This is a genomic window from Salinibaculum sp. SYNS191 (assembly GCF_037338445.1).
Taxonomy (GTDB): Archaea; Halobacteriota; Halobacteria; order Halobacteriales; family Haloarculaceae; genus Salinibaculum; species Salinibaculum marinum.
The window spans coordinates 1,814,857-1,827,224 of the sequence record NZ_CP147838.1; the positions used below are offsets into that span (position 1 = coordinate 1,814,857).

General features: G+C 69.8%; 18 protein-coding genes. 5 read left to right on the forward strand and 13 right to left on the reverse strand.

Translation table 11 applies throughout. The features are described 5' to 3' along the window. The first annotated feature begins 57 nt into the window (after positions 1-57). Entirely contained in the window at positions 58-639 is a 582-nt protein-coding gene (locus WDJ57_RS09860; RefSeq protein ID WP_338905973.1) for an LURP-one-related/scramblase family protein, read from the forward strand. Here the strand turns inward: WDJ57_RS09860 and WDJ57_RS09865 are convergent. The 5 genes from WDJ57_RS09865 to WDJ57_RS09885 form a co-directional block, all read right to left on the reverse strand. Next, positions 636-1,211 carry a hypothetical protein gene (locus WDJ57_RS09865; protein WP_338905975.1) on the reverse strand — a complete coding sequence of 192 codons (576 nt, stop codon included), beginning with the start codon at positions 1,209-1,211 and terminating at the stop codon, positions 636-638. The genes WDJ57_RS09860 and WDJ57_RS09865 overlap by 4 nt on opposite strands. A 59-nt stretch (positions 1,212-1,270) precedes the next feature. Beyond that, complete coding sequence (locus WDJ57_RS09870; protein WP_338905977.1) at positions 1,271-2,008, reverse strand: SDR family NAD(P)-dependent oxidoreductase; 738 nt, start codon at positions 2,006-2,008, stop codon at positions 1,271-1,273. Positions 2,009-2,056: 48 nt separating this feature from the next. Further along, the gene (locus tag WDJ57_RS09875) at positions 2,057-2,488 is read right to left on the reverse strand and encodes a hypothetical protein (RefSeq protein WP_338905979.1); all 432 of its coding nucleotides are present in this window, start codon (positions 2,486-2,488) and stop codon (positions 2,057-2,059) included. 48 nt (positions 2,489-2,536) lie between these two features. After that, positions 2,537-3,919, reverse strand: coding sequence for a DUF402 domain-containing protein (locus WDJ57_RS09880; protein ID WP_338905980.1), 1,383 nt, complete (start codon positions 3,917-3,919; stop codon positions 2,537-2,539). Positions 3,920-4,014: 95 nt separating this feature from the next. Then, a complete protein-coding gene (locus WDJ57_RS09885) occupies positions 4,015-4,173 on the reverse strand; it encodes a preprotein translocase subunit Sec61beta (protein WP_338905982.1) in 159 nt (52 codons plus the stop codon). Positions 4,174-4,284: 111 nt separating this feature from the next. Here WDJ57_RS09885 and trxA point away from each other — a divergent pair, with 111 nt between their 5' ends. Then, positions 4,285-4,551 (forward strand): thioredoxin, encoded by a 267-nt coding sequence (trxA, locus tag WDJ57_RS09890; RefSeq protein ID WP_338905983.1) that lies wholly within the window; start codon positions 4,285-4,287, stop codon positions 4,549-4,551. Positions 4,552-4,682: 131 nt separating this feature from the next. Further along, entirely contained in the window at positions 4,683-5,237 is a 555-nt protein-coding gene (locus WDJ57_RS09895) for a hypothetical protein (RefSeq protein WP_338905985.1), read from the forward strand. On the opposite strand, the gene WDJ57_RS09900 is transcribed toward WDJ57_RS09895, so the two are convergent. From WDJ57_RS09900 to WDJ57_RS09920, 5 genes are all read right to left on the reverse strand, one after another. Continuing rightward, positions 5,227-5,592 carry a hypothetical protein gene (locus WDJ57_RS09900; protein ID WP_338905987.1) on the reverse strand — a complete coding sequence of 122 codons (366 nt, stop codon included), beginning with the start codon at positions 5,590-5,592 and terminating at the stop codon, positions 5,227-5,229. The two genes, WDJ57_RS09895 and WDJ57_RS09900, sit on opposite strands and share 11 nt — an antisense overlap. Before the next feature lie 56 nt (positions 5,593-5,648). After that, positions 5,649-6,416, reverse strand: a complete 768-nt coding sequence (locus WDJ57_RS09905; RefSeq protein WP_338905989.1) for a CAP domain-containing protein — start codon at positions 6,414-6,416, stop codon at positions 5,649-5,651. Between the two features lie 487 nt (positions 6,417-6,903). After that, the gene (gene npdG, locus WDJ57_RS09910; protein ID WP_338905991.1) at positions 6,904-7,569 is read right to left on the reverse strand and encodes an NADPH-dependent F420 reductase; all 666 of its coding nucleotides are present in this window, start codon (positions 7,567-7,569) and stop codon (positions 6,904-6,906) included. Between the two features lie 42 nt (positions 7,570-7,611). After that, a complete protein-coding gene (locus WDJ57_RS09915; RefSeq protein WP_338905992.1) occupies positions 7,612-8,520 on the reverse strand; it encodes a TIGR01548 family HAD-type hydrolase in 909 nt (302 codons plus the stop codon). Positions 8,521-8,550: 30 nt separating this feature from the next. Continuing rightward, entirely contained in the window at positions 8,551-8,997 is a 447-nt protein-coding gene (locus tag WDJ57_RS09920; RefSeq protein ID WP_338905993.1) for a UPF0146 family protein, read from the reverse strand. A 38-nt stretch (positions 8,998-9,035) separates the two neighbouring features. Here WDJ57_RS09920 and WDJ57_RS09925 point away from each other — a divergent pair, with 38 nt between their 5' ends. Both WDJ57_RS09925 and WDJ57_RS09930 read left to right on the forward strand, forming a co-directional pair. Then, complete coding sequence (locus tag WDJ57_RS09925) at positions 9,036-9,557, forward strand: archaemetzincin family Zn-dependent metalloprotease (protein ID WP_338905994.1); 522 nt, start codon at positions 9,036-9,038, stop codon at positions 9,555-9,557. 113 nt (positions 9,558-9,670) lie between these two features. Further along, complete coding sequence (locus WDJ57_RS09930; protein ID WP_338905995.1) at positions 9,671-9,895, forward strand: hypothetical protein; 225 nt, start codon at positions 9,671-9,673, stop codon at positions 9,893-9,895. Positions 9,896-10,003: 108 nt separating this feature from the next. Here WDJ57_RS09930 and WDJ57_RS09935 read toward each other — a convergent pair whose 3' ends face one another. The 3 genes from WDJ57_RS09935 to WDJ57_RS09945 form a co-directional block, all read right to left on the reverse strand. After that, the gene (locus tag WDJ57_RS09935; RefSeq protein WP_338905997.1) at positions 10,004-10,519 is read right to left on the reverse strand and encodes a hypothetical protein; all 516 of its coding nucleotides are present in this window, start codon (positions 10,517-10,519) and stop codon (positions 10,004-10,006) included. A gap of 62 nt (positions 10,520-10,581) precedes the next feature. After that, positions 10,582-11,037, reverse strand: a complete 456-nt coding sequence (locus WDJ57_RS09940; protein ID WP_338905999.1) for an SRPBCC domain-containing protein — start codon at positions 11,035-11,037, stop codon at positions 10,582-10,584. Positions 11,038-11,100: 63 nt separating this feature from the next. Continuing rightward, positions 11,101-12,282, reverse strand: a complete 1,182-nt coding sequence (locus tag WDJ57_RS09945; protein ID WP_338906000.1) for a PQQ-binding-like beta-propeller repeat protein — start codon at positions 12,280-12,282, stop codon at positions 11,101-11,103. Positions 12,283-12,368: the final 86 nt, after the last annotated feature.

Sequence of the window (12,368 nt, forward strand, 5' to 3'; positions counted from 1 at the left end):
GCGCACGCGGGTCCCGAGTGTGAAGGTTTACAACGGTTGCCGGAACCAGGGAGTACCATGGCAGCCACGACCCCCTCCATCGCAGCGCTCGACCTCGACGACAGCGAGTACACTGTCGAGCAATCGCTCATCCGCAACAAGTACGCCGCCTACGACAGCAGCGGCGACCTCGTCCTCCGCGCGAAACAGAAGCTGCTCAAGATGAAAGAGGAGTTCCCTTTCGTCGACGCCGACGGCCGTGAGGTGTTCACGGTCAAGGCCGGCGGCATCATCGACGTGGCCGGCAACTACGTCCTCACCGACGCCCAGACCGGCGAGGAGGTGGTGGTTCTCGACAACGACTTCTCCATCTTCCAGGACACCTGGACGATTCGCGACGCACAGACCGAGGGGCGAATCGCCGAAATCAACTCCCGCGGCGCGGCCATCACGCTGGCGCGGAACTTCATCCCCGTCGTCGGCGAACTCATCCCCCACAAGTACGAGATAACCGACGACACGGGCGGCCACGTCGGCACCATCGACGGCCAGATTTCGATGCGGGACCGCTACGAGATCACCATCGACGACGCGACCGACGTCCCCACCGACGCTGTCGTCGCCGCGGCGATGGTCATCGACGCCATCCAGGGCAACTAGGGGATCTCGCCGTCCAGCCCCAGGTGGACGAGCGTCCCCAGGTAGAACGCCCCGACCAGCCCCACCGCGACCAGCCGCGCGTCCGCTCCGAGGTCGGCGGTCAGCACCCAGACGCCCGCAGCCACGACGGCGAGCAGGGCGAAGTTGACGGTCGTGCTGTGTGTCCAGCCGCGGTGCTCGCCGGTCGCGACGCCGACGGCGGGGTCGACGCCCGCCACGGCGACGAGGCCGACGACGGCCGCCAGTCCGCCCGCCGCGAGCGCGTCCGGGAGACCGGTGCCGAGTGACCCAGCAAGCGCGAGCAGTTGCCCCCAGTTCGCCGCGGTGAGACCGGTCACGCCGGCGGCGACGACCACCTGGAACCCACGGACGGCCTTCCGCCGTGGAATCGACGCGTGGTGGTCGATGTCGGGGTAGATGGCACCGACGAACGTCGCGAGGGCGGCCCCGACCGCGCCGACGGCGGCCAGCAGCGGGGCGGCCGCGAGCGCGTAGATGGCGCTGCCGACGGCGATGGCGACGACGACGGCACCGATGCGACCCCAGCGCGCGTGGGTCGGGTAGTTAGGCATGCGTCCCGATAGCGGGCCATCCGTCATATGTGTCGTGGCCGGCGCGGGGGTGGCGACGCTCAGACTGTCTCGGGGAGCCAGCCGCCGCTGACTTCGACGTTCTGACCGCTGATGTAGTCGCTGTCGTCGTCGAGGAAGAACCGCAGCGCCTGTGCCATGTCCTCGAAGGAGGCGGGCCGGCCCCGCGGGAGTTCGTCGGGGAACTCGTCGGAGTTCTCGACGACGTACGGCGAGACGGCGTTGACCGTGATGCCATCCTCGCTGGTGTCGGCGGCGAGCATCCGCGTGAACATCAGGACGCCGGCCTTCGCGGCGAAGTAGGGGAAGTTCTTCGGGCTGACGAGCCCCTTCTCGCTGGAGGCGTAGCCGACGTTGACGATGCGGCCGTACGAGTGCTCGCGCATCGCCGGCAGCGCCCGCCGCGAGCAGAGGTAGGTCGCGGTCAGGTTCGTATCGAGCACGGTGTGCCACGTCTCGACGTCGATGTCCTCCCAGTGTCGCGGGGCGAACGCGCCGACGTTGTTGACGAGGACGCTGACCGCTCCCAACTCCGACTCGATTGCGTCGAACATCGCCTCCACGTCGTCGGGGTCGGTCACGTCGGCCTGGACGACGGTCGCGTCGACGCCGTGGTCGCGGGCGCGCTCGGCGACCGTCTCGGCGGCGTCGGGGCTCGTGCGGTACTGGACGGCGACGTCTGCGCCGTCGGCGGCGAGCGCCAGCAGGAGTTCCCGGCCGACGCCCTTCGCGCTCCCGGTCACCAGCGCCACGTCGTCCGACAGGTCGGGGCGAATCATGGCAGCGGCTACGGCCGGAACGGGCTTGAAATCCCCGCCAGAGGTGCCTCACTCCTCGTCGTCCGTCTCGCGGGCCCGCCGTTTCCACTCCCGTTCCATCCGCCGCTCGTTGACGTGGCGGTGGCCGTCGGCCACCTCGTCGCGGGCGCGCTCCTCGAAGGCGGTCAGGTCCGCGAGAAAGCCCTCCTGGTAGGCCTCCAGCACGTCGTAGGACCACCGGTCCTCGTCGATGACTCCCCGCGGCAAGTACTCGTCCCGGAGCGCGTCCGCCAGCGCCTTGTGGCCGGCGTCCCGCAGTTCGTCTTCGGCCGCCGCGAGGTGGTCCATCGCGTGTCCCGTCTTGTGGTGGAACTCCACGAGGTCACCGTGTGCCCGGTGGAGCCACTCGACGCCGAGTTCGACCCTGTGCAACGCCTCCTGCTCGGCCTCCGTGAGGTCCGGAAGCGACCCGCTGTCTGGTGACGATTCTCTCTTTGCCATGTATATTGGTACCACATCGCAACAGAAGTGGCTGTCGGCGCGTCGCCGCTACAGCGCGTTCTCGACTGCGCTGGCGACGCTGCGGGCCTTCTCCGCGAGCGGGTCGGGAATCTCGCCCGCCTCGACCGCTTCGTCGAGTTCGTCATCGTCGACGCGCTCGACCGTCCCGTCGGCGTGTTTCACCACGTCGACGTGCAGGTCGACGTAGCGGACGCTGTCGGGGAACACCTCGACCGGCGTGCAGACGTTGACGTAGGTGCCCCGCCGGGTGCCGTCGTCGCCGCGGTAGACCGTCGGGTACCACCACCGCCCCTCCTGGAACTTCGTGACGGCCACGTCGCCAGCCTGGCGGTCGGTCCCCAGCGCGTCGTAGGTGCCGCCGGGTGACATCTCCCGCTGGACCGTCACCGACCCGTCGGCGTCGCAGGCGGTCACTTCGCCCCGACCCAGCGTGAAACACCGGCCGTCGGGCTTGCCGTGGTCGATCGTCACCGTCTCCCCCTCGCGCGGGCCGAACTGGCGGGTGACCACGTCGAAGGGGAAGTCCTGGTCGCCGTCGGCGCTCGGGGACCTGTCACAGACCGCCTCCACGAAGTCGACCGCGGCGCTGGCTGCCGAATCGGCGGCCTTGATGCGGTGGTGACCGGCCATCGTGTCCACGACCTCGCGGCGGTGCTCGTCGAGCGCGAAGCGAGTCTCCCGGCCGAACCAGACCCAGTACGTCGCGTCGCCGCCCCAGTAGCGATGCGGCGCGGCGTCGGCCGGGGCCGGCGCGTCGGCGAAAGCGTCGTCAACTGTCGCTGCCCGGTCGGTCACCGCGGCGAGTGCGTCGTCGAGCGCGTCCAGTCCCGCGTCGTCGCTGTCGCGGCCCCAGTCGACGGCCCAGCCCTCCGGCGGATCCGTCGGCACGAGGTCGGCGAGTTCGGGGCGGCCGGCGGGGGTCGACCCGCCGCGGACGAGGCCGGCGAGGCCGCCGTGGACACGGACGGTCGTATCCAGCACCGGCCGGCCGTCGGTCCAGGGCGGACTCGCCTCTGTCACCTGCACGCGCAGTCGGTCGTCCTCCTCGATGCGGCGGGCGCTTTTCGAGTACGGCAGGAATCCCTCGCCGTCGCCCACGTCGACGACGGCACCGCTACCGAGCGTCTCCGTGACCTCGCCGGCGTAGACCCCGCCGCGTGGCAGAGAGGCCTCCCACGCCAGCGCGTCGGTGCCGAGGTCGCGCAGGCGGTCGACGATGCGCTCGACGGCGTTGCGGTCGCCGACGACGCCGACCCCCTGGCGGTCGTCGGTCGTCTCGACTGTCGCGGCGGCCGGTTCCTGTGGAAACTCCCCGTCGAAACGTTCGCGGATGGGCGGCGACGCCTGCACCACGTCCTCCAGCAGGTGGGTCAGCGCCGTCGCGTAGATACCCCGGATGCGGACGCTCATCGTATCACCGTCGGGCGCGGACGCTCAAAGCTCCCCCGGGTCGTGGACGGTCGTGTGGAAATAGCGGCCGTCGGTGGCCGTCGAAAAGTGTGGCTCTACGCGAACGCGTTCAGGACGAGAATCATCGCGCCGAAGAGGACGCCGAAGGCGACGATGGTCTTGGGGTCGATGCGGATGGCGTTGTTGTCCTCGGCGTCGAAGTACCGGACGAGTCCGGCACTCGACATCAGGCCGCCGCCGTCGTTACTGCTCATACAGTCTCCTGCGCCATCGGCCGGTGTAAGCCTTTCGACCGCGGCTGTGCACCGGACCCCGCGGAGTGGAAAACCCTTATGACGGCTCCGGAAGTATTTCCCTCAGAACCCATGACCGTGACGCTCAAGGACTTCTACGCGGACTGGTGTGGCCCCTGCAAGACACAGGACCCGATACTGGACGAGCTGGCCGAGGAATACGAGAACGTGAACTTCGAGAAAATAAACGTCGACGAGGAGCAGGACGTGGCCAACGAGTACCAGGTCCGCTCGCTGCCGACGCTCATCATCGAGAACGACGACGGCATCGTCGAGCGCTTCGTCGGTGTCACGCAGGCCGAGGACATCGAGGCGGCGTTCGACCAGGCCGGAGCCTGAACCCGGCCGGCGACCGGGCAGCGCGGCGGCGACGGTCCCCGACCGTGGCAGGCGGACGGACACCCGATTTTCGGCGTTTTCCAGGCGACGACCCCCAGGATTCTTATACCGCCGGTGAGCGGTGTGGGAGTATGAGGCGTACTCGACGGAACTTTCTGGCAGGTGCCGGGTTGCTCCTCTCGGGCGGTGCCGTGACCAGCGTCGTCGGGCAGTCGTCGGACGCCGCAGACGTGACGGCCATCACCGACACGCTGCCCCGCGTCGCCGTCGACGGTCGCTTCCGGCTGTCCCGTGACTCCCGGAAGTCCTGGCGCATCGACGCCGAGTCGGACGCCCTGGTGCAGATGGACCTCGTCGTGCGGTGGGGGCCGCCGGTCGACGTGCTCCTGTTCAACGAGGCTGTCGAGTACCGCGCGTACCTGAACGACTACCGGGCGCGATACCACGAGGACGGGAGTTTCTTCAACGTCCTCGACATCGACCCGACCGAGGGCGAGGGGGCCGTCACCGTCCCCAGCGGCGAGCACTTCGTCGTCCTGGACAACACCGACTACGACGGCGGGTTCCCGCAGATTCCGGACGTCACCACCGACTGGGAGGGATACCCACCACAGCCAGAGAACGACGCCTCCTCGGGCGGTCTGGGTGAGGTCGAGGTCGACTTCGACGTGACCGTCACGCAGTAGCCGCGGCCAGTTCCCGAATCTTCGCGAGGAGCGCGTCCCGCGTCGCCGTCTCCCCGAACGTATACTCGGTTGTGAACGTCCTGTCCTCCTCGACGACGATGCCGGGGCTGTCGCCCGAAACCGCCCGGACGTTCGTGATGCGCCGGTGGCGCACGCCCTCGACGCTCCATTCGAGAACGACGTGTCGTATCGAGAGGACCCGTTCGGTCGTGACGACGACGCGAGTCGACCACCGCGGGAGCAGTCCGTCGCTCGCTCGCCCCGCGATGACGAACTCCTCGCCGTCCATGGTGACGGACTCGAACCGCGAGCGCGTGCGACGGTCGAGTTCCTCCGGTGTGCCGTACAGGGTCATTGTCGGGGCGTCCCAGCGGTCGTTCGTCCGGCCGGTTGATATACTGTGCTACTCGGTCAGCAGACGGCGACGGTCACGTAGGCCGTCCCGTTGGCGATTGCCACGCCAGTCCCCAGCCGGTCCGCGTCGGCCAGCGTCAGCGCCCGCCGGGCGTGGTCCTGGTCGACGAGTCCGTCGCCGATGGCCCGGGCCAGGTCCCGCTCGCTGCGCCCGTCGACCGCGAGACCGAACACGCCCTCCGTGGCCTCCCGCTTGTAGAGGACGCCGTCGTCGGTCAGTTCCGGATTGAACGCGTAGTCGTCCGGGTACTCCACGTAGCACCCGCGCAGGCCGTAGGCCTCGTAGCGCGCGGCCGGCGTGGACCCGTTCAGGCGGTGGGCGACCCGCCCCGCGGCGGCCATGCGCGCGCTGTGGTTCTGGGCCATCCGCGTGAGCCGCGCGTCCAGCGAGAACGACTCGTTGCGGGCCGTCGCGTTGTTGTCCTGGAAGTCGGCGATGTAGCGGTTCAGCCCCCGCCGGACGGCCGTCTCGTCGAGGGACTGCACGGGCGTCGCGGTGGGCGTCAGCGTGGGCGTCGGCGTCGGTGTCGGCGTAGCTGTCGGCGTCGGCGTGGACGTTACGGTCGGCGTCGGGCCGGGCGTCGACGTGTCGGTTGGCGTCGGTCCGGCGGTGGACGTGGGGGTGCTGGTCGCAACTCCTGACGCCGGCGTCGGCGTCCCCGGTTGTCCGGCGTCCGACGGCCCGCCGGGCGGGAAGAAGACGAACGTCGTGGCCAGTCCGAGGCCGACGACGACCAGCAGCGCGAGTTTGTTCTTGCTTACCATTGTCCCCTGTCCAGCACCCCGGAGCAGTCATCGCAGACGACCACGTCGACAGTCACGGCCGACTGTTCTCGGGACGTGAAATTAAATCATGGGGACATGCCCCGGTTTCCGTCCCCGCGCCGCGTCGAACTGCGGCCGGTCGTCCCGGAGTCGCGATGGTGGGACCGACTCCGGACAGTCGAGGCTGGGTATCGACAGCGGCGGCGGTGCGGAGATTGTGAGCGAAAGGCGGTGGCCGGGAGCGCGTCCCGAGCGACCGCGAGGGCGCGCGAGTCGGGGAAGGGCAGGTCAGCCACGAGCATCCGGCGGCGGAGTCGCCGGTTCCCTCCGAGCGCTCTACCGAGCGCGAGGAGCCTCCACGCGAGCACAGCGAGCGTGGGCTCGCGGGAGCTTCGCTCCCGCGGTGTTTTTCCCCACGTTTTTACGAGGAGCGGTGCGGTGTGCGCCGTCAGGCGCACCCGACACCCGACGAAGTAAAAAGTGGGTTCTAGTGGAATTTCACGCCCAGGTCGTGCATCCGCTCGTTGTTGGCCGCGAGGTTGATGAGCAGCGGCGTCAGGGACTCGACCTCGGCGGCGTTGGCGAGGTCGCCGGCGTCGAGCGGCCGGATGCCCTCGATGCCGTCGGCCAGCGCCGTGACGGTCGCCTTGGCGTCGGCGTCGTCGCCGACAAAGGGGACGTCCCAGTCGAGGTCGGCGTCGAGGTTGGCGAGTTTGCCCGCCGCGAGGTTGTGGAAGCCGCCGACCACCGGCACGTCGTCGGGGGCCGCCTTCGCCGCGAGGGCAGTCACGCTGCCGGCCCCCGGCGGGTTGTAGTGGACGCCGGACTCGTCGCGCTGCATCCCGACGGCCGGCGAGACCAGGACGGCATCTTCGAGCGCGTCGGCGACGGACGTGATGGTATCGGAGAGGTAGTAGGCGGGGACCGAGCAGACGACGACGTCCGCCGCGGCGGCGGCGTCGCGGTTTTCGAGGCCGGCGATGGCGACGTCGTAGTCGCGGCTGGCCAGTTCCGTCTCGTACTCGTCGGCCATGGTGCGGGCCTTCTCGGCCTTCCGGGAGCCGACGATGACGTCGTGGGTGGTGTCCCGCACCCAGCGGAGAGCCAGCCCCTGGCCGATGTCGCCGGTGCCGCCGAGGAGTGCAATCTGCATACTCGAACTGTCGACCGAGCGGCGAATAAGGATTGTGCGTCGTCAGTCGAGAAAGTCGGGCAGGTCGTTGACCGAGTCCAGCGTCGCCGCCGCGCCGGCCTGTTCGTAGCGCTTGCGGCCGTGGTCGCCGGTGAGGCCGCCAGTGAGGACGCCGATACCGTAGTAGGTCCGGTCGTCGACCGCGCCGGCGTTGACGGCGGTCCGCACGTCGTCGAGCGTGTCGCCGACGAAGGCGACGCTGTCGACGGACTGCGTCCGTCTTCCCGAGGAGCGTTGCTCCTCGCTGTCAGCACCAAACCGCTCGGCCAGCGTCACCAGCGCCGTCGGGTCGGGCTTGCCCTCGTCCCAGTCGTCCATCGTGAAGCGGTGTTCGTCGGGGACGGACAGCCCCGCCCGCTCCAGGGCGATGTCGGCCTCGGCGGCGGGGCGGCCGGTGAGGACGCCCACCGGGAAGCGGTCGGTCAGCGCCGCGATGGTCTCGGGCGTGACGATGACCGGTTCGTCGTGGATGAACCCCGGCGTGTCGAGGTCGGGGTCGCCGCCCTCGATGTCGCGATAGAGGTCGCTGCCGAGGTACAGTTGCTGGAACACGTCGCGCAGGCGTTCGCGGTCCCACTGCGCGAGGATGCGCTCGCGGTCGGCGAGGGCCAGTTCCTCGCCGACGACGGTCCGGGCGGACTCCAGGCCGCCGCCCATCCCGCGGATGGCGTCGGTGAACTGCGAGAGCGACAGTCCCATCCCGGCGCGGCGGGCGAGGACGAAAAGCGCCGCGGCGTAGGTCAGTTCCCAGTCGTTGTTGAAGCCGCCGGCGTCCTTGAACTGCTGGACGTCCGCGCGGTCGATGGTGTCGCCGTGGACCCGCTCGACCGACTCGACGATGGCTCGACGGTACGAATCGGCGACGTCGACCAGGACGCCGTCGACGTCGAGCACGACCGCATCGACGTTCATTGTCGGGCGGGATGGACTCCACGCTCAAGGCTATTCCGGCTTGGCGACGAACAGCGTCTCCCCCGGCAGCGTCCGGCGGTCGACCGGCACCGCGGGCGGGTCCCCGCCCAGCGTCGTGAACAGGAACGCGGCGTCGACGGCGCGGGCCACAGCCAGCGCGGGCCGGTGGAGTTCCGGCGGGAAGTTCAGCGCGTAGACGACCGCGGCGTCCGCGTAGACCGAGCGGTCGGGGTCGGTCACGTCGTCGCGGACGAAAGTGACGCCGTCGGGGACTGTCCTGTCGCGGACGTCCGTCGCGGTGACGTCGACGCCGCAGTCGGCGAGGGCCGCGGCGACGTCGGTCCGGTGGCCGACGCCGACCTCGACGACGGGGTCGAACGCTGCTGGCGGGACGGGTCCCGTCTCGCTCGCATCCGGGGCGCGTCGCGCCTCGCTGGCGAGTTCGGCGACGAGTGCGTCGCGGGTCTCGGTTCGCACGCGGGGTTTTTATGTCACTCCCACGCATATGCGTTTGCATGCACGTCGACATCGTGCCGGTGGGCGAGGTCGACGCCGTTGTCAAGCGCCAGGCATCCAGCGGCCTGCGCACGGTCTACGACTGCGACGTCACCGTCCACGACGCACAGACGGTCCCCTCGGGTTCGTACGACTCCAGCCGCGACCAGTACCGCGCCGAGGAGTTCATCGACCTCGCCAAGCGAATCGGCGACGGCGAGAAGAACATCGCCATCACCCCGAAGGACCTGTTCTACCACCGGCGCAACTACGTCTTCGGCCTGGCCTACCTCGGCGGCAACGGAAGCGTCATCTCCACGTACCGCCTGCACACCTCCTCGGACGGCGGCTTCTCGAACCGCTCGCCGGAGGACATCTTCTCCGACCGCGTCCGCAAGGAGGTCGTCCACGAAATCGGCCACACGCTCGGCCTGGAGCACTGCGACAACAAGCGCTGCGTGATGAACTTCTCGCCCACCGTCCGCGAGGTCGACGTCAAGGAGGAGACCCTCTGTGGCTCCTGCCAGCGAAACGTCCTCTGACGGACGCCCGAAGGCCCGAACGCCCGAATAGCGCCGCCGTCTCTCGGTTTTCACAGTGCCAAACTGGTTTGGTAGCCATGCTATAATCTCACAGTCGATAGGTAGAGGTGCGTATGAGTCAAACTCAATCGTCCCGCACGGAAGAACTGGGCAACATCTTCGTCGCCGTCACCGGTGACGAGGAGATAACCGAAAAACAGGACGACGGCGGCAGCGACCGCGAGGTCCGCGGCGAGAACCGCATCGACGAGGCCGTCGCGGATGGCCTGGAGGAGGCCATCGAAGGGATGCAGGTGGATACCGGCGACCCGGGTGAGACCGGCGACGCGAACGGCTGATACCGTCCTCGCCCTCCCAGCCACGCGAGCCGCGACGACCCCGAGAGTCGCTACTTCGTCTATCGACAGCCGAGCGCCTGCAGACGAGCGCGACCGCCCGGACGGCGCTCACCCGGTGAGCGCTTCGAGCCGGTCGGTCGTCATCGCGTAGCAGGTCCGCACCGGCCCGTCGAGCATCGCCGTCGACGCCCGGAAGTGAATCGAGCGGCCGGGCTGGATGAGCGCCGCCTCGGGCACGTCGACGGCCTCGGGGTGGCCGCGGACGAGTTCCGGCGGAATCTCCCACTCGAACTCGCCGTCGGCTGTCTCCACCAGCGGCGTCGCCGCCACCGCCCGGCAGTGGTCCCTGTCGAGCGGGGCGTTCGCCATCACCAGCACCGCCGCGTCCTCGCGGACGTACCAGTGGACGCACCGGTCGTCGTCCGCGGGCGTCTCCGCGAAGAGTGCGTCCGGCAGCCGCGGCGGCTCCGGCATCGCGTCGGTCGGTTCCGTGTCGATGTCCGTCGACGCCACCGCCGGCGGGTCGAGGCGCTCGATGTCGTCGGGGTCCGACACCGGCGGCGTCGGCGACGGGTGCGCCCACTCGCCGCTCTCCTCGGCGACGTCCTCGGGGTCGTCGTCCATCACCCGCCCTTCGAACGACCGACCCATAAGAGTACCACCCGTTCGGCCGTGGCCCGAGAGCGTCAGGCCGCGGCGGCGGTCGTCTCCGCCGCCAGCGCCTCCGCGCGCTCCTTCAGCGCGGCGTTGACCGCCTCGAAGGTCGCCTCGGTCCGTGCCCCGTACCGGCGCAGGAGCACCCCGGCGAGGACACCCGAGAACGCCTCGGACTGGACCAGCCGCGACTCGCCGCGGCCCAGGTCCTCGACGACGAAGGAGTGTTCGCCGTCGAACAGCCCCCGGACCCAGAGGTGGCCCAGCCAAGCGAGTTCGCCCTCGTCGGCGCGGAGCACTCGCGGTTTGAACGTCGGCATCCGCTCGCCGTCCGGACCGGGTGCGACGGTCAGGCGCTCGCCCTCCGCGGCGGTCCCCGTGATTCGGGTGTGGCCGTTCCACTCCGGGTACTGCTCGAAGTCGGTGAGCACCTCCCAGACCGTCTCGGCCGGGGCGTCGATGTCGATAGAAGTGTGGATGCTGTGCATGACCACAGGACGCGCGCCGAGATATTAAATCTGAGTGATAGGAACGGGCACGGGTCGGGGGTGTCAGAGGGGTCGGAACGCCCGGACAGTTCCGCCGTCGGTCGTGACGAGGAGGTCGTCGACGACCACGAACTGCTCGCCGATGCCGTCGGCCGTGCGCTGCCAGCGTTCCGTCCCGTCGACCGGGTCGAAGCAGCGCACCGCGCCGTCGGTGCGCACGACGACGGCGGCGTCGGTGACGACGGGACGCGCTGCGCCCGCGCCGACGTCGACCTCCCACTCGGTCGTCCCGTCCTCGGGCGCCAGCGCGGTCAGTCCGCCGTCGTCTCCGCGGCTGGCCGCGTAGACGTGTCTCGCGCCGCCGGCGACCAACTGTCCCGTGCCGAACGCGCGGCTCCAGCCACCGCCGTCCTCGGTCAGCGGGTGGGCCTCCACGACGCCGAAGAAGGCGCTGTAGACGGTGTCGTCCACGACGAACCGCTCGACTGGCCGGTCGGTCGGCCCCAGTTCGGGCCCGCTTTCCTCGCCCGTCTCGGGGTCGAGCCGCCAGGGGTAGGTTCCGCGGTGGCCGCTGCTGGCGACGACGGCGTCGTCGGTGGCGAACAGCGTCTCGCCCATCGGCTCCCGGAGGTCGGTCCGCCACCGCTCCGTCCCGTCGCCGCGGTCGTAACCGACGACGACCGGCGGGTCGCCCAGGTGCAGGACGTACACGCCGTGGTCGGCCGCGACGAAGCCCATCGGCTCGCCGACATCGTGCCGCCAGCGCTCCGTCCCGTCGGCGGCGAGGGCAACCACGCCGTCGGCGGTCGGCACGTACAGCGAGTCCTCGACGGCCCACGGCGTCGCCGCGGCGGCCCCGACCGACCGCGTCCAGCGGGTGTCGCCGGTCCGTGCGTTCACCGCCCGGACGGTCCCATCGCGTCCGCCGACGTAGGCCGTCTCGTCGGCGACGACCGGGCCGGACAGCGTCGTGTCCGTCCCTGTCGCCCACAGTTCGTCGACGTCCTCGGTCGGGCCGACCCGTCCGGGGACGTGATTGCTCCGCCCGGGGTCGGCGGCGGGGACGGGCCAGTCGGAATCGATGCTGTCGGGGACTGCGGGTTCGGAACGCGCTGTCGCCGTCGGCGTCTCCGTCGGGCTCGACGACTGCGACCCATCGGCCAGGTTCCCACAGCCGGCGAGGGCGGCGCTACCGACGCTACCGAGCGCGGCGAGGAGAGCGCGCCGGGACCAGTTCTGCGTCATGGATAGACGATACCGTGGGCTTTTCAAGTGCCTTCTGTAGGGTGAAACGGCCGTCGAACAGAATGGAAACGGGAACCCGGGACCGG

Bases quoted from the DNA above. Each gene is read 5' to 3' on its own strand.
- WDJ57_RS09860 (WP_338905973.1), top strand. From the start codon at position 58: ATGGCAGCCACGACCCCCTCCATCGCAGCGCTCGACCTCGACGACAGC.
- WDJ57_RS09865 (WP_338905975.1), bottom strand. From the start codon at position 1,211: ATGCCTAACTACCCGACCCACGCGCGCTGGGGTCGCATCGGTGCCGTC.
- WDJ57_RS09870 (WP_338905977.1), bottom strand. From the start codon at position 2,008: ATGATTCGCCCCGACCTGTCGGACGACGTGGCGCTGGTGACCGGGAGC.
- WDJ57_RS09875 (WP_338905979.1), bottom strand. From the start codon at position 2,488: ATGGCAAAGAGAGAATCGTCACCAGACAGCGGGTCGCTTCCGGACCTC.
- WDJ57_RS09880 (WP_338905980.1), bottom strand. From the start codon at position 3,919: ATGAGCGTCCGCATCCGGGGTATCTACGCGACGGCGCTGACCCACCTG.
- WDJ57_RS09885 (WP_338905982.1), bottom strand. From the start codon at position 4,173: ATGAGCAGTAACGACGGCGGCGGCCTGATGTCGAGTGCCGGACTCGTC.
- trxA (WP_338905983.1), top strand. From the start codon at position 4,285: ATGACCGTGACGCTCAAGGACTTCTACGCGGACTGGTGTGGCCCCTGC.
- WDJ57_RS09895 (WP_338905985.1), top strand. From the start codon at position 4,683: ATGAGGCGTACTCGACGGAACTTTCTGGCAGGTGCCGGGTTGCTCCTC.
- WDJ57_RS09900 (WP_338905987.1), bottom strand. From the start codon at position 5,592: ATGACCCTGTACGGCACACCGGAGGAACTCGACCGTCGCACGCGCTCG.
- WDJ57_RS09905 (WP_338905989.1), bottom strand. From the start codon at position 6,416: ATGGTAAGCAAGAACAAACTCGCGCTGCTGGTCGTCGTCGGCCTCGGA.
- npdG (WP_338905991.1), bottom strand. From the start codon at position 7,569: ATGCAGATTGCACTCCTCGGCGGCACCGGCGACATCGGCCAGGGGCTG.
- WDJ57_RS09915 (WP_338905992.1), bottom strand. From the start codon at position 8,520: ATGAACGTCGATGCGGTCGTGCTCGACGTCGACGGCGTCCTGGTCGAC.
- WDJ57_RS09925 (WP_338905994.1), top strand. From the start codon at position 9,036: ATGCACGTCGACATCGTGCCGGTGGGCGAGGTCGACGCCGTTGTCAAG.
- WDJ57_RS09930 (WP_338905995.1), top strand. From the start codon at position 9,671: ATGAGTCAAACTCAATCGTCCCGCACGGAAGAACTGGGCAACATCTTC.
- WDJ57_RS09935 (WP_338905997.1), bottom strand. From the start codon at position 10,519: ATGGACGACGACCCCGAGGACGTCGCCGAGGAGAGCGGCGAGTGGGCG.
- WDJ57_RS09940 (WP_338905999.1), bottom strand. From the start codon at position 11,037: ATGCACAGCATCCACACTTCTATCGACATCGACGCCCCGGCCGAGACG.
- WDJ57_RS09945 (WP_338906000.1), bottom strand. From the start codon at position 12,282: ATGACGCAGAACTGGTCCCGGCGCGCTCTCCTCGCCGCGCTCGGTAGC.